Consider the following 24296-nt stretch of genomic DNA (forward strand, 5'->3'; position numbering starts at 1 on the left):
TTTTCGAGCGGAAGCGGACGCATCGGCGCCGATAGATCAGACGCGCTGGTTGGCGTCTCCGCGCCCGACGTCCAGCAACGCGAGCAACGCCTCGGTCGAATAGGGCTTCGCCAGCCGCGGCGTGCCCGCGAAAGCCGCCGGGAGCCTGGTGTCGGCGCCATAGCCGGTCACGAAGGCAAACGGAATCTTCAAAGCCTCCAGCTGCTCGGCAACCGCAAAACTCTTTTCACGAATCAGGCTGACATCGAGCAGGGCAAAATCCGGTGGCCGTTCGGCGATCATGGCGAGGGCCCTGGCCACGGTTTGGGCCGTACGCACGGCCTTTACGCCAAAACCAAGAAGCGTGTCCTCGAAATCGAGTGCGATGATCGGGTCGTCCTCGACGATCAGGACGTCATTCGGCGTGCCGCCGGCGACGGGTTGCATTGTACTCGTCTGTCCCAGGTTCACTGTTCTTTGTCCGGTTGCCGGGCCGAAGCCCCGGAAGGAGGTCCGACGACGCCTTGATGCGCGGCCATCGGTTCCGGAACTGAAACCACCACACCGGAGTTATGCTGTCTGTTCACTAGTGCACATAAAAACGCGCGCAGCTTCGTTATTGTGCGCCTGGGGAACAGAGGAACCTTGGATGCAGGCGCGACGCGAGGAGCCGGCCGCACGGCCGTTCAATAATTTGCTGCGTCGTCTGAACGCCGCCGATTTCGCCCTGGTCGCGTCGAACCTTGCCGAGATCGATGCCAATGCCGGCGAAGTGCTCTACAGCCCCGGCGATGACGTCGAGATCGTGCATTTCCCCTGCGGTCCGAGCCTCGTCTCCTACCTGGTCCCCAATGAGGATGGCCGCGATGTCGAGACCATCCTGATCGGCCGCGAAGGCGCGGTCGGCGGCATCGTCAGCCAGGGTTTCTTGCCGGCCTATACCCGTATCATGGTCAAGTTCGCCGGGCCGTTCGTGCGGCTGCCGGTCGGAAAGCTCGAGGCCGCCAAGAAGCAATCGGCGACGCTCAGCAACATCTTCGCCCGCTACGCCGACTGCATGCTGGCCCAGATTTTCCAGTCCACCGCCTGCAACGCGATCCACTCGATCGAGCAGCGCACGGCGAAATGGATCATTTCGGCGATGGAACGCACCGACGGCGACGAAGTGGTGCCGCTGACCCATGAGCAGTTGGCGACCCTGCTCGGGGTCGGCCGCAGCTACACCAGCCGGGTGATCCAGACCTTCAAGGCCGAGGGCATTGTGGAGACCCGTCGCGGCTCGATCCTGGTCCGCAACGCCGACGCGCTGCGAATCCGGTCCTGCCTCTGCAATGAGGCGGTGAAGGGCCATTTCGAGGAGGTTTTGCGAGGGGTCTATCCGGACCCCGAAAAGGGCAATTAGGCGGGCATTTGCCCGAAAATCGGCTAACCAAATGCCAAACAAATCATTGTTTTTTGGCGTTTTCTGACTATATTGCGCCGCAACGCGTAAGGTGTGCCCGGTCCTTTTGGCCGGGCTTCCTTTTTGGGGCCAAGGTCGAGGCCGTTGCCCCTTTCGCATTTCAGGTTTTGAGCACGATCCGGAAAAGTGGGTCCCGGTTTTCCGGCGAGATCGCGCTCCAGCCATTGCACGACCAGAAGAAGAGCCATGAACCTTCGTAACGTCGCCATCATCGCCCACGTCGACCACGGCAAAACCACGCTGGTCGACAAGCTGCTGCAGCAATCCGGTACCTACCGTGACAACCAGCGCGTGGTCGAACGCGCGATGGATTCCAACGACCTGGAGCGCGAGCGCGGCATCACCATTCTGGCCAAGGCTGCCTCGGTGCAGTGGAAAGACACCCGCATCAACATCGTCGACACTCCCGGCCACGCCGATTTCGGCGGCGAGGTCGAGCGCATCCTGAACATGGTGGACGGCGCGCTGGTGCTGGTCGACGCCGCCGAGGGTCCGCTGCCGCAGACCAAGTTCGTGGTCTCCAAGGCGCTGAAAGTCGGCCTGAAGCCGATCGTCGTCATCAACAAGGTCGACCGTCCCGACGCGCGCCCGACCGAAGTCATCAACGAAGTGTTCGACCTGTTCGCCGCACTCGACGCCTCCGAAGAGCAGCTCGATTTCCCGATTCTTTATGGATCGGCCAAGCAGGGCTGGATGGGCGACAGCCCGGAAGCCTCGCACGAAGCCGGCATGCAGCCGCTGTTCGACCTGATCCTGCGCCACGTCGCGCCGCCGACGGTCGAAGAAGGCCCGTTCCGGATGATCGGCACCATCCTCGAAGCCAACCCCTATCTCGGCCGCATCATCACCGGCCGCATCACCTCGGGCTCGATCAAGCCGAACCAGGCCGTGAAGGTGCTCGGCGCCGACGGCAAGCAGATCGAAAGCGGGCGTATCACCAAGATCCTGGCCTTCCGCGGCATCGAGCGGACGCCGCTCGAGGAAGCCGAAGCGGGCGACATCGTCGCCATCGCCGGCCTCACCAAAGGCACCGTCGCCGATACCTTCTGCGATCCCACAGTTGAAACCCCGCTGGTGGCGCAGCCGATCGATCCGCCGACCGTGTCGATGTCGTTCATCGTCAACAACTCACCGCTCGCCGGCACCGAAGGCGACAAGGTGACCAGCCGCATGATCCGCGACCGCCTGCTGCGTGAAGCCGAAGGCAATGTCGCGCTGCGCGTGGTGGAAGCCACCGACAAGGACGCGATGGAAGTTTCCGGCCGCGGCGAATTGCAGCTCGCGATCCTGATCGAGACCATGCGCCGCGAAGGCTTTGAGCTCTCGGTGTCGCGCCCCCGCGTGGTGCTGAAAAAGGACGAAGTCACCGGCGAATGGCAGGAGCCGATCGAGGAAGTCGTGATCGACGTCGACGAGGAGCATTCCGGCGTCGTCGTGCAGAAGATGAGCGAACGCAAGTCCGAGATGATCGAGATGCGCCCCTCCGGCGGCAACCGCCTGCGGCTGGTGTTCTACGCGCCGACCCGCGGCCTGATCGGCTACCAGGGCGAACTGCTCACCGACACCCGCGGCACCGCGATCATGAACCGCCTGTTCCATGGCTACGCCAACTACAAGGGCGACATCCAGGGCCGCCGCAACGGCGTCCTGATCTCCAACGACCAGGGCGAAGCGGTGGCTTACGCGATGTTCAAGCTGGAAGACCGCGGCCCGATGATGATCGAGCCGGGCTGGAAGGTCTACAAGGGCATGATCGTCGGCGAGCACACCCGCGACAACGACCTCGAGATCAACGTGCTCAAGGGCAAGCAGCTCACCAACATCCGCACCACCTCAAAGGATGAAGCGGTGCGCCTGACCCCGCCGATCCGCATGACGCTGGAAAAGGCGCTGGCCTATATCGAGGACGACGAGCTCGTGGAAGTGACCCCGAAGTCGATCCGCCTGCGCAAGAAGTTCCTCGACGCCAACGACCGCAAGCGCGCGGAAAAGGCCAAGGAAGCGGTGGCTTAAGCACCGCTCGCGCAAGCGACTAGAGCGTTTTCCAGCGAAGTGGACACCGGTTCGCGTTAAGAAAACGCGTCAAATCAAGAATCTGGAGCCCCGTTGCGATTTCATCGGAACGGAAAAGGCTCTAGCGTCAATTCCCGTCGTGCGCGCTCGGATCGTCGCCCTCATCGACCAGGTCGATGGCGGCGGTGGCACCTTCGGCCAGATCGATGGCCTTGCGCAGCGTGACGATATGCGGCGCCAGATAGGTGTCGGGCGCACGACGCACGTCCCAATAGGCAGTGTGGGTGAAGAAGTCGTCACCCCCCGCCTTCCTGGTCGAGACCGCGAGATCGACGATGTGATAGCCGAAGATCGGCGATAGCGCCCCGCCGATGGCGTCTCCCCAGAACAGCTGACGCCGGGGAAAATAGATGTTGCTCCACCGGGTCAATCCGAACAACGCGCCGTTGTGAATTTGCCTCCTGTGCGTCTTCGGATTGGTGAAGGTCAGCAAGCCGTCTAGATCGAGCCGTTTCGGCGGGCAGGTCGGAAACTCTCTTTCCCCGACGCGCCGGGCGAAATCATCCTTCAGATCCTGCTCGGTATTCAGCCTTCCCTCCGCTTTCAGATCCGCCGCGGGCTTGCCTAGGCACATCAGGAAGTAGGCGTGGGTCAGCGCGCTTCCGAGCGTAACGAAGTCGGTAACCAGCCAGCTTTTGGACTTTTGCTGCTGGGACGTGGGTTTCGCCGCGGCAGCGGCGATGCTGGCGATCGTGGCGCGCGCCTTGATCCGCAACGCCTTCTTGTCCTGGATCGTTGCCTTGGCGTCTTCCGGCTGCCATGCGGCGCTATCGATGGCGTCAAAATCCGCGCCCAGTTCTTCGACAGGCGGCAACTCATTGCAGACCCGGCTGAAATAGGCGCGCAGCATGTCGTAGGCGACCACGGTACCGAGGCTGTGCGCGACGACGACGATGCGATCGTACTGGCCGGACGCGTGGAGGTTTGCGAGCCGGTCCACGGCCTCCTTCCTGATTGCCCGGCGCACCGCGACGTTGCCCGGCGAATTCCGGAAATAACGCGCGGCATCGCCGAGATACGGCTGCAGGAATGCGGCGTTGACGATCAGATAAAGCCCGATCACGGCCGCCGATGAAGCAACGCTCCACGGCGAGTTCAATCCCCACACCCAGGATTTGACCATCGTTACGGCAAAAGGGGTGTCCGGATGCCAGTGCCGGTCGGTGCAGACAAAGATGCCAAACACGACCGCCGAAATCGCAATAGCGCGAGAAAACGCACGCAATCCCTGACGACCCATGAGCATGAAGCTCGCGAGCCACGCAATCAGCGTGGGCAACGCAACCAGCGTAAAGAGTTCTGCCCCGTCAGGAACATCGCGATTGCCCGGCGCAAATTTCTCGACGAGGAAGTAGATCGCAATGACGACAATTCCGACAACGCAAAAAACCGCGAGCAACTTGATGAGACGGAAAGCCTTCCACTTGGCCGCGACGACGAGGCCCAACAGCAGGCTGGCGAACAACAGCAGGAACGGCGCGACCAGCATGACCTGCGCAACATTCTGCGAAAACAGCAGAATGCCCTTCAACACCAGCACCGCGAAGGAGAGATTCATCAGGCACAGGAAGATCGCAGCGGCCCACCAAAGCCCGTTCATGCCGTACTTCATGATGGGGCCCTTGCGGACCAACTCGTACAGCCAGAGCAGCACCGCGACGGCCTTGGTCTCACTCATCAGGTGAGCCCAATATAATTCGTGGAAATCGACAAGGCGGCTATCCGGCGAATCCGGCACCGTGTTCGTCGTCATCACCGCCAGGTCGATATCGGAGCCGTCCTTTTCCGGATGCGTCCAGATCCGCTTGCCTTTGTCGGCCGGGTTATTCTCGTCCAGCCAGACGCCCCGTATCACCCCGCGCACCGTTTCCAGCGCGCGCTGGCTGCCGATGCCGTGAACGACAAGGATCGCGGTTCTCTTCCGTGCGGTAGCGGGATCGAATTCGGCCATGGCTGAAATCCAGACCTGAAATGACGTTAGGGAGAATGATCTATTCAATACAACTACAGGGGGAGAAACAAGCCGCTCTTTTTCGCAAGGATGCGGCATCGGCCGCCGGCAATGGCCGAAATCGGCTGATCGATGCGAAAACCGCATCCCTCCCCTGCCTGCCGTTGACCGGGAGCCCTCTGCGGACCGGCTTCAGGCCCCCTGGCGAACGTGCTAGAGGCTCGGACATGACGACCCTCCCCTCCGAAGTCGATGTTGCCATCATCGGCGCCGGCGCCGCTGGCCTCGGCGCCGCGCATGCGCTGAAACAATCCGGTCTCTCCTATGTCGTGCTGGAAGCGCGCGACCGCATAGGCGGCCGTGCCCATACGATTCAGGCATCACCAGACATCACCTTCGACCTCGGCTGCGGCTGGCTGCATTCGGCGGATGAAAATTCATTCGTCCCGATCGCCGAGCAACTGAAGTTCGAAATCGACAGGAACCGCCCGCCCTGGCGCGAGCAGGCCCACAACAAGGCGTTTCCGGTTGAGCAGCGTGCGGAGTTCCTGAAGGCGCTCGACGCCTTCTACGACCGCGCCGAGGAAGCCGCACATCAGGCCCGGCAGATCGGCGGCGACAGCGCCGCCGATCTATGTCTCGAGCCCGGCAATCGCTGGAACCCGATGATCGACGCCATCTCGACCTACGTCAACGGCTGCGAGCTGGATCAGGTCTCGATCCTGGACATGGACGCCTATGAAGACACCGAGATCAACTGGCGCGTCCGCCGCGGCTATGGCGCGCTGGTCGCGGCCTACGGTGCCTCGGTCCCGCTGGCGCTCAACTGCGCGGTGACGCTGATCGACCATTCGGCAAAACGCATTCGTATCGAGACGTCGCAGGGCACGCTGATATCAGACAGAGTGATCGTCACCATTCCGACCAATCTGATCGCGGATGAAGCCCTCCGCTTTCACCCAGCCCTGCCGGCAAAGCTCGACGCCGCGCGCGGCCTGCCGCTTGGTCTCGCCGACAAGGTGATGCTGGCGCTCAGCGACGGCGATGACCTGCCGAGGGACGGCAGCCTGCGCGGCGCCACCATGCGCACCGCGATGGGCACCTATCATCTGCGCCCGTTCGGCCAGCCCTGCATCGAAGGCTTTTTCGGCGGCCGCTTTGCGCGATCGCTGGAAGACGCCGGCCCCGGCGCGCTGGCCGCCGAAAGTATCAACGAGATTGCCGGCTTCCTCGGCAACGACTTCCGCCGCAAGCTGAAGCCGCTCGCGGAATCGCGCTGGGCCCACGAGCCGTTCTCGCGCGGCTCGTATTCCCACGCCCTGCCCGGCCACGCCGGCGACCGCGCGGTGCTGGCAGCGCCTGTGGATGGTCGACTGTTCTTTGCGGGGGAAGCGACCTCGCCGGGGTTTTTCTCGACCGCGCATGGGGCAAGGGATAGCGGGGAGCGGGCGGCGGGGGAAGTGATCGCCGCCAGCACTAACCCTTGAACACCTGATCTCGGTGAAACTTCAAGTAGTGCGCATTTGGATAGAGTGTTTGATCCTTGGGCAGGTTGATCGATCCGCTCTGATTCAGTAGGCGACCGGCATCCTCGGGAACATGATTTTTAGCAATCAGTATCTTGTAGTCGTCGCCAATCGAAATGAGCCCTCTATCAAACATCCAATGTACCGTTCCGGACAGAGCCAGCCCATTCCGAACGGAGTCAGGACCATTTGACGCCACAGGCTGAATATGTGCTGCCTGCACTTCGGGACGCCCCCCTCCATTGATCAATCGTAGACCGGTGATTGCGCACCTATTTGAGTAGGCAGCGCGCACATTGTGCATGAACGAGCGCTCACGAAACGGCCGTGAGACCATCATCTCTACTACGGGGCGCTCGAAGGGCACAGGCGGCTCCGAGAGCCCCGGCAACGCTACTTCCTGTGATGCTCGATACTCGCCGAGAATTGGAGCAAAGCCGGATTTGAATATGCGATCGAACTCAGCATCCGGAATGAGGCGCACGGCTCGGCCAAAAGCTCCCTTGTTGGTGCTGCCATCATCTTTTTCTAGTGCGCTCTCATAGTATTCACCGCCCTCCTGGAACGGGACAGGCGTGTCGAAATCCAAATAGGTAGCGCGATCAATATTTGCGAAATAGTGATCCGGCAAAGCCGCATCTTCAGTGACCGACGCGACGCGCGCGACACCGAAGTAGGACTGGCGGCCTCCTCGGCTTGAAAGTTCGGCGCTGGACCTGCGCGGCTCGTAATAAACGATGTAGTCCCCGACCGCCTGTTGCACATAATTGAGGTATGTACGCGGAAAGTGATATCGCTCCTCGGGCAGATCCTTATAGCTCGGCGTAACCTTAGTTGTGAAAACCGCTTTGGTCATGAATCAAGGCCTGCAATGACCGCTATCCCGGCCTAAGTTCAACCTAAAGCAGTTTTAGTCGCCTAGATAGATGTAGCCAATCACCCACACGCCGCCAACACCGCATCCTTGAACAGATGCTGCTCGGCCTTGAGATCAACATCATAGCTCGCCGCATACGGCGGCTGCGGCTGGCATGACAGGGTGACGATGACGACCCCCGCTCTCCGGTTGACGTAGAGCGCCTGGCCGGCAAAGCCGAGGGCGACCATCGAACCGTCGGGGTCGATCCACCAGCTGTAGCCGTAGCCGCGCGCACCATAGCGATTGGTTTCGGGATCGAGGACGAAGGCGGGATGGCCGGCGCTTTCGATCCAGTCGGATGGCAGCACGGGCGCGCCGTCGATCACGCCGCCGCGCAGGAGGAACACGCCGAAGCGGCCAAGATCCCGCAAAGCAATTCCGGCGCGGCTGCCACCGATCTCCTGGCCGCCTTCGGACTCCAGCGTATAGAAGGCGTCGAACTCCATGCCGAGGGGCGACCAGATCGTCTCCGACATGTAATCGGCCAGCGTTTTCCCTGTCGCGGCCGACAGCAGGCTGCCGAGCACATAGGTATCGCCGCTGTTGTAAATGAAGTAACTGCCGGGCCGGTGTTCGGCCTTCAGGCTGCGCATCAGCGTCAGCACGCCGCCGGGCACCTTGTCGCCGAGCGATTTGCTGTAGCGGTTCACGTCGGAATTCCGGTCGGTGTAATCCTCATTCCAGCGCACGCCGGAGGACATCGTGATCAGGTGGCGAATGGTGACGGCGTCATAGGCGCAGCCGCGCAATGCCGGGATATATTTCGAGACAGCATCATCGAGACTGCCGATGGCGCCCTGCTGCAAGGCGGCGCCGATCAGCGTCGATGTCAGCGACTTGATCATCGACATCGAGGACCAGCGCACGTTCTCCTCCAGCCCGAGCGCGTAGCGTTCCAGAACGATTTTTTCGTCCTTGATGACAAGCAACCCGGCGATATTGGCACGGCCGAAATACGCATCGACGCCGTGCGCTTTCCCACCGGCCTGATATTGCGGTGAAATCTCTTCGCCGCGCTGCAATGGGAGGACCGTCGTGCCGCGGCGGATCGCCCGCGTCACGAACATGCGATCGACATTGCGATAGGCGTAGGCCTGCTCGGTTGGCGACAGCAGCAGAAAATCCTCACCCGCCGGAATGTGATGTTTGGGATGTGCAATGGCGCCGGTCATGCGATTCTACTCCATCACCCGTGCGCGCATATCGGCATCGGGCACGAAACACTGCTCATACTTGCCGAAAATCCGGTAGCGGTTACGCGCGACCAAACTGTAAACGCCGTCGCGCAACGGTTTCGGCACCGCAAACAGCGCGCGCGTCCAGCCCCAGCCGGGCAGCGCGCCGAGCACCGTCAGCGCCGCGTCGGATTTGAAGTATGCGACGCCGCCATGAACGACGGCGTTGGTGTCGGGATCGTCGGGGTTGATGCCAAAGGCCTGCGCCAGCCGCGTGCCGTAGCCGGACTGGATCGGCGTGAAGCGAAAGCGGCGCTCAACGTCACGCGTGGCGACGAAGCGGACCCAGCGCGAGCAGAAGATGCAGACGCCGTCGTAGAGGATCACGTCATCGTCCGGCCATGCCGTCATCTGTTGTCCAAAGTGAGCAGCGCCACGACCATCAGCACGATCGCCGGCCCGGTCTTGACCAGCGCGCCGAGCGGCTCGATCCAGAGATCCGGCGTCAGGATCGCGGCGCCCACCATGTAGCCCAGCGCAACGACGATGCCGGCGATCAGTCCGGCTGCGGCGGTGCGGCGGAAGGCGATCAACACCCCGATACTCATATCCATCAGGCTGGTGACAGCCGTCATCGGATTGACCAGCCACGACGGGAATCCGTGTGCGCGCAAAATATCGGCGGCGGCGGAAAACGATATCACCAGTGAGATGAAGCCCGAAACGATCCAGAACACCGCAAGGCTGGCGATCACGAGCGCCTTGACCAGGAACAGCCGTGCGAACCATTTGTCCTGGATGGTGGCGGCATGCCCGCCCACCGCCTGCGCCAGCGTCTTCGGCACGATGCCGGTCGCCGCCATCCAGCTTGCGGGATCGCCGGTGACGCCGCGGCGCAGTTCGGCGATCGCAGTGGAGCGCATCGGCGGCATCCAGCCCAGTTTATTGGCGAGATCGCCTGATTTGGCGCCGAGATTGAGCAGGAAACCGGGAAGCGTGATCCGCGGCATGCGGGAAGTGCCGAACGACCAGCAGAATTGATCGATGACATTGCCAAGCGTGATCGGCTGCGGCTGCATCAGGTCCCAGGTCACGGCGTTTGCTGCGGGATCGCCAATGTCACGCGCGGCGAGCCAGGCGATGGTTGCGGAAACGTCCTCGACTGCCACCGGCTGGAACGGCGTCGCCGATTCGTCGCCGGGCAATTGCAACGGAAATGCCGCCAGCGCCCGCAGCATCGCACTGCCGCCATAGGCCGAGGGCGCCACGACAAAGCCCGGCCGCAGGATCGCATAGGGAATGCCGGATGCAGCAATCAGCCGCTCGGCCTCGCGCTTGGTCGTGCTGAAGGCGGTGCGGTCCTCATCGGCGGTACCGGGAATGGAAATATGAATGAGCCGCACCGCGCGGCCGCTGTCGCGGATCGCCGCCAGCAGCCGTTCGACGAAATCGCGATGCACCGCGCGGGTGTCGCTGCCCGGCCCGTCCTGCAGCACGCCGAGGCAATTGACCACGACATCGATCTCGCGTTCGCGGATCAGCCGCGCCAGCGAGCCTGCATCCATCGACATGATCGGAAGCTCAACGTCGGAGGCGCCGATCTTTTGTGACGGTTCGAAATGCCGCGCGACCCCGACCGCATGAAAGCCCCGCAATCGCAGATCATCGGTGATGTACCTGCCGATCAGGCCGGAAGCCCCGAGGACGAGGGTTTTGCGCGATGAAATTTCCGCGTTCATTTGCCCCACCTAAACCGGCTTCGCGATCATCAGCCACAGGATCGCCATGACCGAACCAAAGCCTGGAATACCGAACAGAAACCAGCGCCGGAAAAGCGCGAAGTAGCGCGGCGGCAGCGCCGCATTCGCAGCCGCGGCGACGCGCGCCAGATCGCGCATCTCGATCTGCATGAAGATCACGGGCACCCAGAACAGGCCCGCCACCGCATAGAGCCCGAGCGAGGCCGAAATCCAGAGTTCGCCCAATCCCGTCGATGACAGCATCATCAAGAGACCGCCGGTGACGGGCTGCAGCAGCACCGCCGTCAGCGTGAACAGCATGTCGGCAATCACCACCGTCGACCCGGTGCGGGCGATGAAGGCGGCGTCACCGCTGCGATGCGCCATCAGCATGAAGAACGCGATGCCGCTGCCGGTGCCGATAATGACGATGGCGCCAAGCACGTGCAGATATTTGATCGCGAAATACAACGTCATCGTTGCGTCATCGTTTTTTGGCCGGGTGCGCGCGCAGCTTCAAGGCCCGATCGAGTTCATGGGCAGCGCTTGTTACACCAGCTTCGGTTTCCGGCAGCCAGTGCCCTTCACTGCCATAGGCCCCGAGCACGCGGAAATCGACCTTGCCGCCGGCGTTGCGGAACGCGTCCGCCAGTTGCCGCGACAGAACAGGCGAAAAATAGCTGTCATTGGCGGCCACCAGCCATGTGACGGGCACGCGCGCGGTTTTGCCGAATTCCCGTGCGGCGGCCATCAGGGTGTGCGGCGCGCAGACCTGACCCGGAAAATCATTGGCACGGCCGCCGCGTCCGGGCGCAAAGGCGATGATCGCGGCAACGTCCTTCGGGTCTTCACTGGCGAGCGCCAGCGCGCCCCAGCCGCCGGCCGAGTGCCCGATCACGATCATTCCGCCTGACCGGATGAACGGTTGTTTGCGCACAAAGCCCATTGCCGCCGCGATCACATCAGCGGTGGCGCGCCCTGACCTGGCGTAATCGGCCTCGTCGCAGCCGCCCTGATCTTCAAGGTATTTGCCGCCCGTGGCACCATGGCCTGGACGCTCCGGCACCAGCACCGCAAAGCCGCGCGCCACCAGCCACGCCGCCAGCGCGCGATACTCCGGCTGCGGCATTTGCGCGCGACGCAATACGTTTTGGGTGGTGGCATGCGCAATCAGCGCGAGCGGAAACGGGCCGGCGCCCGGCGGACGAAACAACAGCGCGTGCGACGGGAGACCCAGATCGGGCGACGGTACCAGCCATTGCTGCCGGCGATTGGGCTCGCCCTCGGTGCCCTGCGCGCCGAGGTTTTGTTGCGCAGCGCCGGTCTCGATGCCGAGCGCGGCGAGGACAACGGCTGCGATTAACACTTTAGCCGGATGCATGAATTGGCCTGACGCGGGCTTGGGAAAGGCAGATGGGACGGTAGTCTTTGGGAAGGAGTTGCAAATTCGCCAACAGAATACCGGCGAATCAGATCCAGCGCATTTTTCCGTGATCGGATTGCTGGAAGCGTTCTCGGCGATTGTTTTGAGCCTGGTTTTACCCTGCTCCGTATCGGCCAAGTGCCGGTAAACTCAGCTTCCTGTCCTCTTTCGGTACAGCCGGACGGTAAACTGATGCAGAAAATCCACAGGTTAACCGATAATTAACGATGGACCTTGAAGACAACGCGCTGACTTGCTTTGATTGGGTCCATGAGCACAACCCTGATCGAGGTTCGGCCGGCCAAAGCTGCGGATGCAGCCGCGGTGGCGTCCACCCATGACGAAGCCTGGCGCTCGGCCTATCAGGGCATCATTCCCGGCGCCGAACTTGAAAAGCTGATCAACCGTCGTGGCCCGCAATGGTGGGACAGCGCGATCCGCAAGGGCAGCCGCGTCAGCGTGCTGGTGTTCGGTGACAAGGTCGCGGGCTATGCCAACTACGGCCGCAACCGCGCCCGCAGCCTGCATTTCGAAGGCGAAATCTACGAGCTCTATCTGCGTCCGGAATTCCAGGGTCTCGGCTTCGGCCGCCGCCTCTTCACCTCGGCCCGCCGCGATCTCTTGCAGAGCGGCCTCAAGAGCATGGTGATCTGGGCGCTGTCCGACAACGATCCCGCGACGGAGTTCTATCGCGCGCTCGGCGGCCGCATGGTCGCCCGCTCGTCGGAGAAGTTCGGGCCCAAATCGCTCGACAAGGTCGCCTTCGCCTGGACCAACTGAGCCAAGCCTGAAACGCCCATTTTCGATCTGATCGTCATATCAGACGAAAGCGCGACTCGCGCCTTCAGTATGGCTTGACCTTGCCTCCCATCATTTCTAAAGCCGCCTGCACGCGATGGATGCGCCGGGGATCCAGCGCGGAACACGCGCTTGGCGCATTTGCCAGGCATGACCATCCAGCCAGTCGAAGCACGACTGCGCCAAGCAACCACGGAGCCCTCCATGCGCATTGACGCCATTTCAACCGGTAAGAATCCGCCGCATGACGTCAACGTCATCATCGAAGTGCCGGTCGGCGGCGAGCCGATCAAATACGAAATGGACAAGGAGGCCGGCACGCTGGTGGTCGATCGCTTCCTCTATACGGCGATGCGCTATCCCGGCAATTACGGCTTCATCCCGCATACGCTGTCGGGCGACGGCGATCCCTGCGACGTGCTGGTCGCCAATACCCGCGCGATCGTGCCGGGCGCCGTGATGAGCGTGCGGCCGGTCGGCGTGCTCTTGATGGAAGACGAGGCCGGCGGCGACGAGAAGATCATCGCGGTGCCGACGTCGAAACTGACGCAGCGCTATGACAAGGTGAAGAACTACAACGACCTTCCCGACATCACGCTGCAGCAGATCCAGCACTTCTTCGAGCACTACAAGGATCTCGAACCCGGCAAATGGGTCAAGGTGCTGCGCTGGGGCGATGCCAACGACGCCCAAAGGCTGATCATCGAAGGCATCGAACGGGCGCAGGGGAAGAAGAAGTAGGCGGCTAGCGCCCCGGGACCCATTCTTTGTGATAGATCTCATCATGCCCGGCCTTGTGCCGGGCATCCACGTCTTTGGTCACGCGCAGAAGGAAAGGCGTGGATGGCCGGGACATAGGCGAGCGGAAGCGACGCCGTCCTTCAGACGGCTATGGTGAGCGGGAGCGACGCCGTCCTGACGGCTTCTCCGGCCATGACGGAGAGTCCCATGCGACGGCTGGTCAGAATTGTCCGCAACCTCGCGCTGCTCCTGATCGCTGCTATCGTGATCCTCGCCGGCGTGCTGGCGTTCAACGTCGTCAGCCATGGCTCGCGGCAAATTCAGGTGGCGGCGATCCCGCGCGTTGCGGTTGACGCGCAAGCCGTTGCGGCGCGCCTCAGCGAGGCGATCCGCTTCCGCACCATCTCGAGCCACGAAAAGCCCGACCAGCACGCCGAGGCCTTGCGCGGCATGCAGGCGCATATCGAGAAGAGCTTTCCGGCGTTCCACGCCGCGGCGAAGCGCGAGATCGTCGGGCAGTACAGCCTGCTCTACACTTGGGAAGGCTCCGATCCAAAACTGCCGCCGATCGCGCTGCTCGCGCATCAGGACGTGGTGCCGGTCGCGCCCGGCACCGAAAAGGACTGGCAGCAGCCGTCTTTCGATGGCGTCATTGCCGATGGTTTCATCTGGGGCCGCGGCTCCTGGGATAACAAGGGCAACCTCTATTCGATGCTGGAGGCCGCCGAGACGATGACCAAGGGCGGCTTCCGGCCGAAGCGAACGATCTACTTTGCCTTTGGCCATGACGAGGAAACTGCCGGCACCGCCGGCGCCAAGGCCATCGCGGCGTTGCCGGCCTCGCGCGGCGTCCGCCTCGATTTCGTCGTCGACGAGGGCCTCCTGATCACCGAAGGCATGATCAAGGGCCTCGACAAATCAGCGGCGCTGATCGGCGTTGCCGAAAAGGGCTACGCCTCGCTGGTGCTGAGCGCGCAGGCAACGCCCGGCCACTCCTCGATGCCGCCGCGCGACACCGCGATCGGCATGCTGAGCACGGCGCTGGCGCGGCTCGAAGACCATCGCCTGCCGATGCATATCCGCGGCACGGTCGCCGAAATGTTCGACACGCTGGCGCCGGAGATGAACGGCTTCAACCGCGTGGCGCTGTCGAACCTGTGGCTGTTCAAGCCGCTGTTGATCCGCGAGTTCGAGAAGAACGGGCCGAGCGAGGCGACGATCCGCACCACCACGGCGCTGACGATTTTCCATGCCGGCGACAAGGACAACGTGCTGCCCGGCAACGCCGAAGCCACCGTCAACTTCCGCATGATCCCGGGCGACACCCAGGCCAGCGTCACCGACCATGTACGCAGCACGATCCGCAACGATCGCATTTCGATCAAACCGTTCCCCGGCAACACCGATCCGCCACCGGTGACGGGCACCGCAAGCCCGTCGTTCCAGATGCTCAACCGTACCATCCGCGAGGTTTTTCCTGACGTCATCGTGGCGCCCGGGCTGATGGTGGGCGCGACCGATTCGCGCCACTTTGCCGGGATCACCGACAAGATTTTCCGCTTCTCGCCGGTGCGCGCCAATTCCGACGATCTGAAGCGCTTCCACGGCACCAACGAACGCCTCAGCCTGGAGGGCTATGCCGACATGATCCGGTTTTATCGCCGGTTGATCGAGAACGCGGCGGGGTGATGGCGCGCTCCGTTCTTCACCTCGCCCCGCTTGCGGGGAGAGGTCGGATCGCACTTGCGATCCGGGTGAGGGGGTACAGGTCTATCAACTTGCATCAGCGTTCGCGGAGAGAACCCCTCACCCCAACCCTCTCCCCGCAAGCGCGGGGCGAGGGAGAACTCACACCGCCGGCTTCGGCAGCCCGTGAATCGCACACGCTGCGCGCAGCGTGTTCACCAACAGGCACGCCACCGTCATTTGCCCGACGCCACCAGGCACCGGCGTGACCGCACCGGCGACGTTGAGCGCTTCGGCATAGGCGACGTCGCCGACCAGGCGCGTCTTGCCATCAGCGGCCGGCAGGCGGTTGATGCCGACGTCGATCACGGTGGCGCCCGGCTTGATCCAGTCGCCGCGCACCATTTCCGGCTTGCCGACGGCCGCATAGACCAGATCGGCGCGGGCGCATAATTGCGCCAGATCGCGCGAGCGCGAATGCGCGATCGTCACCGTCGCGTTTTCATTGAGCAGCAACTGCACCAGGGGACGGCCGACCAGGTTGGAGCGGCCGATCACGATGGCGTTCATGCCTTCGAGCGAGGCGTGCACGCTCTTGGTGAGAATGATGCAGCCGAGCGGCGTGCACGGCGACAGCGCGGCAAAGCCTCCGGCGAGGCGACCGGCATTGTTCGGATGCAGCCCGTCGACATCCTTGGCGGGATCGATCGCATTGATGATTGTTTCGGTATGCAGCGATTTCGGCAGCGGCAGTTGCACGAGAATGCCGTGCACGGCGGGATCGCGATTGAGTTGCGCGATCAACGCCAGCAAGTCCGCCTGCGCGACGTCTTCGGGCAGCACGTGCTCGAACGACGCCATGCCGGCTTCCTGGGTCTGCTTGTGCTTGCTGCGGACATAGACTTGGCTCGCCGGGTCGCTGCCGACCAGCACCACCGCGAGCCCGGGCGTAATCTGATGCGCGGCCTTGATCCGCGCGACTTCGCCGGCAACGCGGCCGCGGAGCTCTGCTGCAATGGTCTTTCCATCGATGATGCGGGCGGTCATCTCAATCCTTCGTATCCGGTTTGACTGCGGTCAGCCTGCGCAAGGAATCGCCGAGCGATTTGGGATCGCCATCGACGGCGATCTGCTTGAGGCGCGATGTCACGCCCGACTGGATTTTCACCTTGGCCTTGGGCACGCCGAGCGCCTTTGCCATCAGTTCCATGACCGCGCGGTTGGCCTCCCCGCCCTCGGCGATGGCGCGAACCCGCACCTTGACCACGGAACGCCCGTTGGCGAGCGTTTCAATCCCGTCGATGTCGTCGCGGCCGCCGCGCGGCGTGACCCGCAGCGCCACACTGATGCCCTCGGTGGAATAACGCCAAGGCTCCATCAATTCGCGGCGCCCTCGATCAGATCACGTTGGGATAGATGTAGTAGGCGATCACCCGCTGGATGAACATGATGATCAGGATCAGGATAATCGGCGAGATATCGAGCCCGCCCAGACTGGGCAGCATCCGGCGTATCGGCGCCAGCACCGGCTCGGTGATCCGGTAGAGGAATTCGGCCACGGCCGCGACGAACTGGTTGCGCGTGTTCACGACATTGAAGGCGATCAGCCAGGACAGGATGGCGGAGGCGATCAAGAGCCAGATATAGAGGTCGAGGACGATGGAGATGATGTCGAGGACAGCGCGCATGATGGAGGGGGCTCGCAGGTGGGGTACCCTGCTAGATATCGGTTCATCCCCCCGCAAACAAGGGAAGTTCCCATCAAAAAGACCCCGGAATCGGCGCTTTAACCGTTCTTGACTTGACCTTGGGCCGGACTGTAAATGGCGCCGATTGTCGGTCGCCTGTTCTCAGTTTGGGCGGCCGCGATGGGGCCATAGCTCAGCTGGGAGAGCGCGTCGTTCGCAATGACGAGGTCGGCGGTTCGATCCCGCCTGGCTCCACCACGCTTCGCCCTTCGGGCTACGCGTGGCGCAGCCACGACGGAACCTGAAGGGCGAAGCGTGGTGCCCGGCATAGCCCGAAGGGCGACGACGGGCCGGACACATCCACAGACATCAGCTTAAATTCACCTGTCGGGCTACGCGTGGCGCAGCCACGACGGAGCCTGATGGGCGAAGCGTGGTGCCCGGCATAGCCCGAAGGGCGACGACGGGCTGCCAAATGACTGGGCCTCACTTCCCCGTAAACCTCGGCGGCCGCTTTTCCATGAAACTCGCCACGCCCTCTTTGAAATCGCTGCCCTTGAGCGCGATCTGCATTTCCCGGTTGGCGTCGATGGTGGCTTCGGCGAGCGTCTGGAACGGCACGTCGTAGAGCTGGCGCTTGATCACCGAGATCGCGCTGGGCGAGACGAAATCGGCGAGGTCGCGGGCATAGGCGTAGGTCTGCTCACGCAATTGATCCGGCGCATAGAGCCGGTTGACGAGGCCGATGCGCAGCGCTTCCTCGCTGGAAACGCGGCGCGAGGACATCAGCAGATCGAGCGCGTTGGCGTGGCCGACGATTCGCGGCAGCATCCAGCTGATGCCATGCTCGGCGATCAGCCCGCGGCGCGAGAACGCGGTCGTGAACACGGTGTTGTCGGCGGCAAAGCGCAGATCGCAATACAGCGCATGCACGAGGCCGATGCCGGCGGTGGCGCCGTTCAGCATGCCGATCACGGGTTTTGGAATCGCCGGGTAATAAGCGTAGCGCGTCTGCCAGTCGGCACGCCGGTTCATGTCGAACGGCGTGTTCTCGCCGCGCCTGATTTCGTTGGGATCGATTCCCTTCAGCCCTTCCATATCGGCGCCGGCGCAGAATGCGCGACCCGCGCCTGTCAGCACGATGACGCGCACATTCTCGTCGGCGGCAGCGGTTTCCATCGCATGGCGCACGTCGCGCTCCATGATCGCGGTCCACGCGTTCATACGGTCCGGCCGGTTGAGCGTGATAGTCGCGACCTTGTCGCTCACTTCGTACAGAATGTGTTGGTAGGTCACCGCGATCTCCCTGTTGTTTTCTGTTGTTGAATTTCGCGCGCGCGCCTTTCGGCCACGCCATGCGGACAGATTAGCACATCTGATGGTTTTGAAAGGCGCGTGGAGGCGCGGGGAAATTCCGCGTGGCGGCTATTCGGCCGCTTCCGACATGATCGACATCGGCATGCGCTTGAGCCAGCCGGCGATGAATTGCTGCAGCCACGCGCGCTCCGCGACGTCGTGCACCGCGCGATCGGCGAAGTGCGAATGCGGCGCCCGCGCACCCGGCAGATCCATTGTCTCGCAGCGCGTGGTCCAGCGATGCATCATCGCGTAGGTCACGTCGGGATGAAACTGGAAGCCGAAGGCATGGCCGGACTGGAATGCCTGCACCGGAAAGTCGTCGCCCTCCGCCAGCAATTCGGCGCCGGCCGGCAGCTCGAACCCCTCGCGGTGCCAGTGGTAAACCTGATCCGGCCAGTTTGGGCAGACCGCGTGGCCGGCTGTCGTCGGGCGGATCGGGTAGTAGCCGATCTGGGTACGGCCTTGCGGATGGGGTGCTACCGGCGCGCCCAATTGTTTGGCGAGCATCTGGGCGCCGAGGCAGACGCCGAGGAACGGCCGCTGCTCGCGCAGGGCAATTTCGATCCAGTCGATCTCCCGGCGCACATATTCGTCGCCGTCATTGGCGCTCATCGGGCCGCCGAAGATCACCGCGCCGGCATGCAGATCCAGCGTCTCCGGCAGGGGGTCGCCGAACCTCGGGCGGCGAATGTCGAGGGTATGCCCCAGCGCACGCAGCGCGTTGCCGACCCGGCCCGGCGTCGAGCTCTCCTGGTGCAGGATGATCAGGACCGGCAGCAAAGGTGGCAGCAGGGTTGGTAGGGTTTTTTGGGTCTGCGCGGCAGCCAGCGCCCTTCGCCCCGGAAAGGGCAGGACGTTTTCGCCATTTTTTCGCGACCGGAACGACATCGACGTGCTCAGGGCCTCAAACCAAAACCATACCTAAGTGAGTCTTAATTTCAGGTGAGTTCATGCGGGGCCTGCAGATATTTGCAAATATCTGTAAGCAAATCGCGGGCCAGAGCGTCTGTGAGGCGCGTCACGTCACCTTTTCAGCGCTTGCGCAGCTGTAAACGGCCGACCGCCGCCAGGATGAACGACCGCGGGAAGAACCTGAGCAGGAACGGCACGATCTTGATGCCAATACCGGGCAACACCGCACGCTTGTTGGCCATCAACCCGTCATAGGCCTGCCTGGCGACATGGGCGGGCAGGACGTTGAGGATTACCGAATCGAATCCGGGCGCAAAGCCGGCGCGGGCCTGGAACTCCGACGGCACCGGGCCCGGACACACCACGGTGACGCGGACGCCACGCGGCGCCAGTTCCGCCCGCATCGCTTCGGTGAACGACAATACATAGGCCTTGGACGCGTAATAGACCGCCATCCCCGGGCCGGACAGAAAACCTGCGACCGAGCCCATGTTGAGCAGCCCGCCGCGATGGCGGATCAGCTGATCGGCAAACCGCAGCGACAGATCCGTCAGCGCGCTGATGTTGACCGTGATCATGTCGAGCTGATCGGCGCGATCGCGCTGGATCGCCTTGCCGAACACGCCGAAGCCCGCATTGTTGACGACATATTCCACTTCGACGCCGGCCGCCGCCAGTGCGTCGGCAATCCGGTCGGTTGCCCCCGTTTGGGTGAGATCGCAGGGAATCACGATCGGCGCCGCACCGCCGGCCGCCGTGATTTCAGCCGCCAACGCCGTCAACCGGTCCTCGCGCCGCGCCACCAGCGCCACGCGATGGCCCCTGGAAGCAAACACGCGCGCCAGTTCGGTGCCGATGCCCGCCGATGCACCGGTAATCAGCGCCACACGCTCAGTCACGATCGAATGCTCTTAAAATGAATTACGGAAATGCCGCCCAACGGGAGAACGAGAGCATAGGCTTGTGGTGCGACGCAAGCCACCCCGCAAGCATATCGCCATGCAAAGGCACGCGTTTGCTGGGTCGAAGTCCAGTATTTTCAGGGTCTATCGCGCGTCGGGATCGCGGGCCGCGCTCCACATTAAAGTTTCGTCATCTGCGGCTAGGCACAGCGCTTACGTTGTCGCGTCGGCCGCCTTCGACGCGCCCGCGAGCGGCTTGCCTTGAGACTTGCCCTCAGGGTTTCCTTGCCGCTCCGCGACTCGGTGCTTGAGATCGATACGGTCGCGAGACGAGACGCCCAGCAGATCTGCGGCGCGCCAGAGCACGTTATCCTCGAACTCGGTAACGTCACCGTCGGCATAGACCATTTCCCACATCATCTCGACGATGCGGAGCCTGCCCTCCTCATTCACGCTGCGCATGATGACGCTGGTGAAATGATAGAGATCGACCGCGTCGCCTTCGACCCGCGTCGCCGAAGCAATCAACCGGTCCGCGGTGCCGGGATCGAGCTCAAAGCGGCTTTCGATCAGGCTGTGCAATTTGCGCTTCTCCAGCGCCGTCGGCTCGCCGTCGAGCGAGACGACATGAACCAGCAGCGCCGTCGCCGCCAGAAGATACCCGGTATCGTCGAACGCCCGATCGCGATCCGCATCGGGGGAGACAATGTCGGCGATGAATTGGCGAAGTCCGTCGAGCATCGACACCTCTGTGGAACGAAGATTGATAGCGGTTATATGGCGTGGAAAATCAGGCTGTGCAATGCGCGGGGCCTGCCGGGGAAGCATTACGTTTAGGCAATCTATAGCCCCTACGGCGTCATTGCGAGCGAAGCGAAGCAATCCATAGCAGTGCGGGCGGAGGAATGGATTGCTTCGCGGAGCCTGTCATCGGGCGCGCATTCGCGCGACCCGGTGGCTCGCAATGACGGAACCTGTCCTACGGTATTTCGTACACCACGATCTTGTCGGCGATGCCGCGCAGCGCCGCCTGTTTCTGGATCGGCTTGATCGCTTCCCTCTCGAGGATGCTGGCAACCGCGGGCGACTCGATCACCGGACCGGTGATGTGCATTTCCTGCGAGGTCGACAGGCTCTGCACACGGGCGGCGATATTCACGGTCTGGCCGAAATAGTCCTGCCGCTCGTTGAGCATGACGGCAAGACACGGGCCTTCGTGAATGCCGATCTTGACGACGAGGTCCTCGGTGCCGCGCGCAGCATTGAGGGCGTCCATCGCGGAACGCATGCGCAAGCCCGCAACGATCGCATGTTCGGGCTTGACGAACGTCGCCATCACGGCATCGCCAATCGTTTTGACGACGGCGCCCTTTTCCGACGAGATGATTTCCAGCAGCGCGTGGAAATGCGCGCGCACCAGATCGAACGCTGCGAGATCGCCGACCCGCTCGTACAAGGCGGTCGATCCTTTCAGATCGGTGAACAGGAAGGTCAGCGACGTGATCTTGAGGCGTTGATCGACGCTGAGATTGTCGGCCTTGAACACGTCGCGGAAGGTCTGGTTCGACAGCATCCGCTTGGCCGTGAGAAACGGCTTCCGCTTGCCGATCAGGTGATGCATCACATCACCCGCGATAAAGACCGTAGGCAACGTCCGCACATCGGCCTGATTGTCGAGCGACAATCGTAGCGGCCCCGGACGCAGGGTCCTGGTTCCGCCCGTCGGCGTCGGAGTTTTGTTGTAGACCAGCGACAGCTGCTGGCGCTCCTTGGTCGGCTCGCCCTGAACGTCGATGAACTCAGCCGAATGCGTCACCGGTTCGAACACGATGATGAATTCTTTCGGCAATTGCAGCGACAGCACCGCCTTCTCGCCCGCCGGCAGTTCGAGCGTGTCCAGCGTCACCTCGTCGGCCAGTGTCGCGATATCAGCCGCGTCGAAATCGATGCCCGAACTCCAGAACATCTGTTTGTAGTATTCCCAGACCGGCAGCGTGTTCGGATCATGCGCGGCGATGCGCCGAACGCGCGGGCTGACGGTAAAGGCCACCTCGACCTGCTCGTCGACCGAGGCCTCGTAACCGCAGGCGCAAAGCCCGCAATGGTAGTCGTCCGGACTGAGCGATTTCAGCGTGCTGTGGGCGCCGAGCACACCGCCGCAACCGGGGCACAACACGTTCCAGGTCAGGTCGAACAATCCAAGCCGCGACGCGTGCAGAAAGCCCGAAATCACCCGCTCTTCGTCCAGCCCGGTGCGTTTCGCAAAATCCAGCACGTTGATGCGGTTGAGCTCATGGTCCTGGCCGTTCTCGACCGCAAGCCGGATCGCATCGGCCACCGCGGGATCGGCGGTCTGATTGAGCATGGAAAATTGCGCTTTGACGTCACTCATGATCGCAGCCTAGAGCAGATTGGGCGGGCCTCCAAGCCAGGCAATGCGCCATGCGCATCACCGCGGCACGATGGCAAACAGCGGTGAGCGGTCGGGCTGGGTCGTCACCACGCCGACCGGCATCACCGGCGCCTTGTCGACCATGCTGACACGGAACGCGCCGATCATCTTGGCCAGCGCCAGCACCGCCTCCACCAGCGCGAAATGCGCGCCGATGCAGACGCGCGCGCCGACGCCGAACGGCAGATAGGCGAATCGATCGGGCGGCGTCCCCGTCATGAACCGCGAGGGCACGAACGCGTTCGGATCGCGCCACAGTTTTTCATGCCGGTGCAGCAGCCACGGCGCGATCAGCACGACGTCGTTTTTCTTCACCGGCATGCCGCCGATCGTATCCGGCCCGGCCGCCGCGCGAATGATCAGGAAAGCGGGCGGGTAAAGCCGCATGGTCTCGTCGACCACCGCGCGGGTGAATTTCAACCGCTCGATGTCAACCGCCCCGTTTACGGTGGCGAGCTCGCCATTGACGCTCGCGCCCTGCACCTCGGCCGCAACTTGTTCCTGGGTCGTGGGGTCGAGCGCCAAAAGATAGAGCGACCAGAACAGCGCGGTGGCAGTCGTCTCGTGGCCGGCGAGAATCATGGTCGCGACTTCATCGCCGAGCTGTTCGTCGTTGAAGGCCTCGCCGGTTTCGGGATCGCGCGCCGCGCCCATCAGGTCGAACAGATCGCGCGGCGGGGCGCCTTCGGTCTTGCCGGCGGCGCGGCGCTCTTCCATCAGCATGCCGACAAAGACCGTCCAGCGCTTGCGGAAGCGGGCGCGCGCGAAATCCTGCGGGCTTGGCCAGCGCGGCGGCAGCAGCATGTCGAGAAAATGCGGCGACGCCAGCCGCTCGCCATACTCCGTCACGAAATTGCGCAAGGCGGCGCCGTGGCGGTCCATACCGAACGAAAACATCGTGCGTCCGGCAATCTCGAGCGTCATCCGCTGCATCGCTTCGCGTAAATCGACCGGCGCATTGCTGGCGGCCCTGAGCTTGGCGATGGTCTGGTCGGTTGCCGACAGCATGTGCGGAACCAGCGTCGTCACTGCGCGCGGCGTGAAGGCCGGCGACAGCGTTCGGCGCTGATGTTTCCAGGCGCGTCCCTCGGCGGTCAACAATCCGTCGCCGACGAGCGGCCGCAGCACCCGGAAGCTGGCCGGCGTGCGCGTATAATTCTCGTAATTGTCGACCAGGACATGCCGGATGGCGTCCGGCGTGTTGAGAATGAAAGTGCTGCGCCGGAAAAAACGGCCGCGGACGATGTCCTCTTCATAGGCCCGCTGGCCCCAGCTGCCGATCACGTTCTCGCGGATCGCCTTGATCCGCCGCAGCATCGTCATGTCGTCCGGCGCACGCGGCGGGCTCGGTGGCACCAGCGGCTGCGCGACCGGCATGTCGTAGGCTTCGGCAATGCTCATAGGCGCCACTTTCGTCGCCCGGATGAGCGAAGCGATATCCGGGATGGTGCCAAAGCCCCGCATATCGCTGCGCTCATGCGGGCCAAAATCTATCCAATATCTATCTATGT

Annotated in this window: 24 protein-coding genes and 1 tRNA gene; 7 read left to right on the top strand and 18 right to left on the bottom strand. The window is 62.9% G+C overall.

The features are described from left to right. Positions 1 to 36 precede the first annotated feature (36 nt). Positions 37 to 426, bottom strand: coding sequence for a response regulator (locus JQ641_RS02910; RefSeq protein ID WP_211994345.1), 390 nt, complete (start codon positions 424 to 426; stop codon positions 37 to 39). Between the two features lie 202 nt (positions 427 to 628). Here JQ641_RS02910 and JQ641_RS02915 point away from each other — a divergent pair, with 202 nt between their 5' ends. Then, positions 629 to 1381: a Crp/Fnr family transcriptional regulator gene (locus tag JQ641_RS02915; protein WP_211994346.1), complete on the top strand. Its 753-nt coding sequence runs from the start codon at positions 629 to 631 to the stop codon at positions 1379 to 1381. A 23-nt stretch (positions 1382 to 1404) separates the two neighbouring features. Here the strand turns inward: JQ641_RS02915 and JQ641_RS02920 are convergent, their stop codons facing one another. Next, a complete protein-coding gene (locus JQ641_RS02920; RefSeq protein ID WP_192739380.1) occupies positions 1405 to 1629 on the bottom strand; it encodes a hypothetical protein in 225 nt (74 codons plus the stop codon). Here JQ641_RS02920 and typA point away from each other — a divergent pair. Beyond that, complete coding sequence (gene typA, locus JQ641_RS02925) at positions 1628 to 3454, top strand: translational GTPase TypA (protein ID WP_192739381.1); 1827 nt, start codon at positions 1628 to 1630, stop codon at positions 3452 to 3454. The genes JQ641_RS02920 and typA overlap by 2 nt on opposite strands. 127 nt (positions 3455 to 3581) lie before the next feature. Here the strand turns inward: typA and JQ641_RS02930 are convergent, their stop codons facing one another. Next, positions 3582 to 5465 carry a hypothetical protein gene (locus JQ641_RS02930; RefSeq protein WP_211994347.1) on the bottom strand — a complete coding sequence of 628 codons (1884 nt, stop codon included), beginning with the start codon at positions 5463 to 5465 and terminating at the stop codon, positions 3582 to 3584. 227 nt (positions 5466 to 5692) lie between these two features. Between JQ641_RS02930 and JQ641_RS02935 the strand changes: the two genes are divergently transcribed. Next, positions 5693 to 6952 (top strand): flavin monoamine oxidase family protein, encoded by a 1260-nt coding sequence (locus tag JQ641_RS02935; protein ID WP_211994348.1) that lies wholly within the window; start codon positions 5693 to 5695, stop codon positions 6950 to 6952. Here JQ641_RS02935 and JQ641_RS02940 read toward each other — a convergent pair. The 6 genes from JQ641_RS02940 to JQ641_RS02965 form a co-directional block, all read right to left on the bottom strand. Further along, the gene (locus JQ641_RS02940; RefSeq protein ID WP_211994349.1) at positions 6942 to 7847 is read right to left on the bottom strand and encodes an HNH endonuclease; all 906 of its coding nucleotides are present in this window, start codon (positions 7845 to 7847) and stop codon (positions 6942 to 6944) included. The two genes, JQ641_RS02935 and JQ641_RS02940, sit on opposite strands and share 11 nt — an antisense overlap. Before the next feature lie 80 nt (positions 7848 to 7927). Next, positions 7928 to 9082, bottom strand: a complete 1155-nt coding sequence (locus JQ641_RS02945) for a serine hydrolase domain-containing protein (RefSeq protein WP_211994350.1) — start codon at positions 9080 to 9082, stop codon at positions 7928 to 7930. Between the two features lie 6 nt (positions 9083 to 9088). Continuing rightward, positions 9089 to 9496 (bottom strand): thiol-disulfide oxidoreductase DCC family protein, encoded by a 408-nt coding sequence (locus JQ641_RS02950; protein WP_211994351.1) that lies wholly within the window; start codon positions 9494 to 9496, stop codon positions 9089 to 9091. Beyond that, on the bottom strand, positions 9493 to 10824 hold the full coding sequence (locus JQ641_RS02955; RefSeq protein WP_211994352.1) for an SDR family oxidoreductase: 1332 nt from the start codon (positions 10822 to 10824) through the stop codon (positions 9493 to 9495). The genes JQ641_RS02950 and JQ641_RS02955 overlap by 4 nt, the downstream gene beginning before the upstream one ends. Before the next feature lie 9 nt (positions 10825 to 10833). Next, a complete protein-coding gene (locus JQ641_RS02960; RefSeq protein WP_211994353.1) occupies positions 10834 to 11301 on the bottom strand; it encodes a DUF2269 family protein in 468 nt (155 codons plus the stop codon). Positions 11302 to 11308: 7 nt separating this feature from the next. Then, positions 11309 to 12205 carry a serine aminopeptidase domain-containing protein gene (locus JQ641_RS02965; protein ID WP_211994354.1) on the bottom strand — a complete coding sequence of 299 codons (897 nt, stop codon included), beginning with the start codon at positions 12203 to 12205 and terminating at the stop codon, positions 11309 to 11311. A gap of 312 nt (positions 12206 to 12517) precedes the next feature. On the opposite strand from JQ641_RS02965, the gene JQ641_RS02970 reads away from it, so the two are divergent. From JQ641_RS02970 to JQ641_RS02980, 3 genes are all read left to right on the top strand, one after another. Next, on the top strand, positions 12518 to 13027 hold the full coding sequence (locus JQ641_RS02970) for a GNAT family N-acetyltransferase (protein ID WP_192739389.1): 510 nt from the start codon (positions 12518 to 12520) through the stop codon (positions 13025 to 13027). 222 nt (positions 13028 to 13249) lie between these two features. Continuing rightward, positions 13250 to 13786: an inorganic diphosphatase gene (ppa, locus tag JQ641_RS02975; protein ID WP_211994355.1), complete on the top strand. Its 537-nt coding sequence runs from the start codon at positions 13250 to 13252 to the stop codon at positions 13784 to 13786. A 207-nt stretch (positions 13787 to 13993) separates the two neighbouring features. After that, positions 13994 to 15475 carry a M20 family peptidase gene (locus tag JQ641_RS02980; RefSeq protein ID WP_211994356.1) on the top strand — a complete coding sequence of 494 codons (1482 nt, stop codon included), beginning with the start codon at positions 13994 to 13996 and terminating at the stop codon, positions 15473 to 15475. Between the two features lie 159 nt (positions 15476 to 15634). On the opposite strand, the gene folD is transcribed toward JQ641_RS02980, so the two are convergent. From folD to JQ641_RS02995, 3 genes are read right to left on the bottom strand one after another with little or no spacing between them, the layout of a single operon-like run. Next, positions 15635 to 16519 carry a bifunctional methylenetetrahydrofolate dehydrogenase/methenyltetrahydrofolate cyclohydrolase FolD gene (gene folD / locus JQ641_RS02985; protein ID WP_211994357.1) on the bottom strand — a complete coding sequence of 295 codons (885 nt, stop codon included), beginning with the start codon at positions 16517 to 16519 and terminating at the stop codon, positions 15635 to 15637. 1 nt (position 16520) lies between these two features. After that, positions 16521 to 16850 (bottom strand): DUF167 domain-containing protein, encoded by a 330-nt coding sequence (locus tag JQ641_RS02990; protein ID WP_211994358.1) that lies wholly within the window; start codon positions 16848 to 16850, stop codon positions 16521 to 16523. Between the two features lie 19 nt (positions 16851 to 16869). Beyond that, complete coding sequence (locus JQ641_RS02995) at positions 16870 to 17160, bottom strand: YggT family protein (RefSeq protein WP_192739394.1); 291 nt, start codon at positions 17158 to 17160, stop codon at positions 16870 to 16872. Between the two features lie 182 nt (positions 17161 to 17342). Here JQ641_RS02995 and JQ641_RS03000 point away from each other — a divergent pair. After that, a tRNA-Ala gene (locus JQ641_RS03000) sits at positions 17343 to 17418 on the top strand. Between the two features lie 228 nt (positions 17419 to 17646). On the opposite strand, the gene JQ641_RS03005 is transcribed toward JQ641_RS03000, so the two are convergent. The 6 genes from JQ641_RS03005 to JQ641_RS03030 all read right to left on the bottom strand — a co-directional run bounded on the left by JQ641_RS03005 (position 17647) and on the right by JQ641_RS03030 (position 24186). Next, the gene (locus JQ641_RS03005; protein WP_211994359.1) at positions 17647 to 18456 is read right to left on the bottom strand and encodes an enoyl-CoA hydratase; all 810 of its coding nucleotides are present in this window, start codon (positions 18454 to 18456) and stop codon (positions 17647 to 17649) included. A 129-nt stretch (positions 18457 to 18585) separates the two neighbouring features. Next, complete coding sequence (locus JQ641_RS03010) at positions 18586 to 19407, bottom strand: glutamine amidotransferase (RefSeq protein ID WP_211994360.1); 822 nt, start codon at positions 19405 to 19407, stop codon at positions 18586 to 18588. A 143-nt stretch (positions 19408 to 19550) separates the two neighbouring features. Next, a complete protein-coding gene (locus JQ641_RS03015; protein ID WP_211994361.1) occupies positions 19551 to 20330 on the bottom strand; it encodes an SDR family NAD(P)-dependent oxidoreductase in 780 nt (259 codons plus the stop codon). 216 nt (positions 20331 to 20546) lie between these two features. Beyond that, the gene (locus JQ641_RS03020; RefSeq protein ID WP_211994362.1) at positions 20547 to 21074 is read right to left on the bottom strand and encodes a tellurite resistance TerB family protein; all 528 of its coding nucleotides are present in this window, start codon (positions 21072 to 21074) and stop codon (positions 20547 to 20549) included. Between the two features lie 238 nt (positions 21075 to 21312). Then, the gene (locus tag JQ641_RS03025; protein WP_211994363.1) at positions 21313 to 22725 is read right to left on the bottom strand and encodes an adenylate/guanylate cyclase domain-containing protein; all 1413 of its coding nucleotides are present in this window, start codon (positions 22723 to 22725) and stop codon (positions 21313 to 21315) included. A 57-nt stretch (positions 22726 to 22782) separates the two neighbouring features. Next, positions 22783 to 24186: a cytochrome P450 gene (locus tag JQ641_RS03030; RefSeq protein WP_211994364.1), complete on the bottom strand. Its 1404-nt coding sequence runs from the start codon at positions 24184 to 24186 to the stop codon at positions 22783 to 22785. Positions 24187 to 24296: the final 110 nt, after the last annotated feature.

The organism is Bradyrhizobium sp. JYMT SZCCT0180 (assembly GCF_018130165.1).
Taxonomy (GTDB): domain Bacteria; phylum Pseudomonadota; class Alphaproteobacteria; order Rhizobiales; family Xanthobacteraceae; genus Bradyrhizobium.

Bases quoted from the DNA above. Each gene is read 5' to 3' on its own strand.
- JQ641_RS02920 (WP_192739380.1), bottom strand. From the start codon at position 1,629: ATGGCTCTTCTTCTGGTCGTGCAATGGCTGGAGCGCGATCTCGCCGGA.
- JQ641_RS02945 (WP_211994350.1), bottom strand. From the start codon at position 9,082: ATGACCGGCGCCATTGCACATCCCAAACATCACATTCCGGCGGGTGAG.
- JQ641_RS02915 (WP_211994346.1), top strand. From the start codon at position 629: ATGCAGGCGCGACGCGAGGAGCCGGCCGCACGGCCGTTCAATAATTTG.
- JQ641_RS02965 (WP_211994354.1), bottom strand. From the start codon at position 12,205: ATGCATCCGGCTAAAGTGTTAATCGCAGCCGTTGTCCTCGCCGCGCTC.
- JQ641_RS02935 (WP_211994348.1), top strand. From the start codon at position 5,693: ATGACGACCCTCCCCTCCGAAGTCGATGTTGCCATCATCGGCGCCGGC.
- JQ641_RS03020 (WP_211994362.1), bottom strand. From the start codon at position 21,074: ATGCTCGACGGACTTCGCCAATTCATCGCCGACATTGTCTCCCCCGAT.
- JQ641_RS02980 (WP_211994356.1), top strand. From the start codon at position 13,994: ATGCGACGGCTGGTCAGAATTGTCCGCAACCTCGCGCTGCTCCTGATC.
- JQ641_RS02990 (WP_211994358.1), bottom strand. From the start codon at position 16,850: ATGGAGCCTTGGCGTTATTCCACCGAGGGCATCAGTGTGGCGCTGCGG.
- JQ641_RS02930 (WP_211994347.1), bottom strand. From the start codon at position 5,465: ATGGCCGAATTCGATCCCGCTACCGCACGGAAGAGAACCGCGATCCTT.
- JQ641_RS02940 (WP_211994349.1), bottom strand. From the start codon at position 7,847: ATGACCAAAGCGGTTTTCACAACTAAGGTTACGCCGAGCTATAAGGAT.
- JQ641_RS02995 (WP_192739394.1), bottom strand. From the start codon at position 17,160: ATGCGCGCTGTCCTCGACATCATCTCCATCGTCCTCGACCTCTATATC.
- JQ641_RS02960 (WP_211994353.1), bottom strand. From the start codon at position 11,301: ATGACGTTGTATTTCGCGATCAAATATCTGCACGTGCTTGGCGCCATC.
- JQ641_RS02950 (WP_211994351.1), bottom strand. From the start codon at position 9,496: ATGACGGCATGGCCGGACGATGACGTGATCCTCTACGACGGCGTCTGC.
- JQ641_RS02970 (WP_192739389.1), top strand. From the start codon at position 12,518: ATGAGCACAACCCTGATCGAGGTTCGGCCGGCCAAAGCTGCGGATGCA.
- typA (WP_192739381.1), top strand. From the start codon at position 1,628: ATGAACCTTCGTAACGTCGCCATCATCGCCCACGTCGACCACGGCAAA.
- JQ641_RS03030 (WP_211994364.1), bottom strand. From the start codon at position 24,186: ATGAGCATTGCCGAAGCCTACGACATGCCGGTCGCGCAGCCGCTGGTG.
- JQ641_RS02910 (WP_211994345.1), bottom strand. From the start codon at position 426: ATGCAACCCGTCGCCGGCGGCACGCCGAATGACGTCCTGATCGTCGAG.
- ppa (WP_211994355.1), top strand. From the start codon at position 13,250: ATGCGCATTGACGCCATTTCAACCGGTAAGAATCCGCCGCATGACGTC.
- JQ641_RS03010 (WP_211994360.1), bottom strand. From the start codon at position 19,407: ATGTCGTTCCGGTCGCGAAAAAATGGCGAAAACGTCCTGCCCTTTCCG.
- JQ641_RS02955 (WP_211994352.1), bottom strand. From the start codon at position 10,824: ATGAACGCGGAAATTTCATCGCGCAAAACCCTCGTCCTCGGGGCTTCC.
- JQ641_RS03025 (WP_211994363.1), bottom strand. From the start codon at position 22,725: ATGAGTGACGTCAAAGCGCAATTTTCCATGCTCAATCAGACCGCCGAT.
- folD (WP_211994357.1), bottom strand. From the start codon at position 16,519: ATGACCGCCCGCATCATCGATGGAAAGACCATTGCAGCAGAGCTCCGC.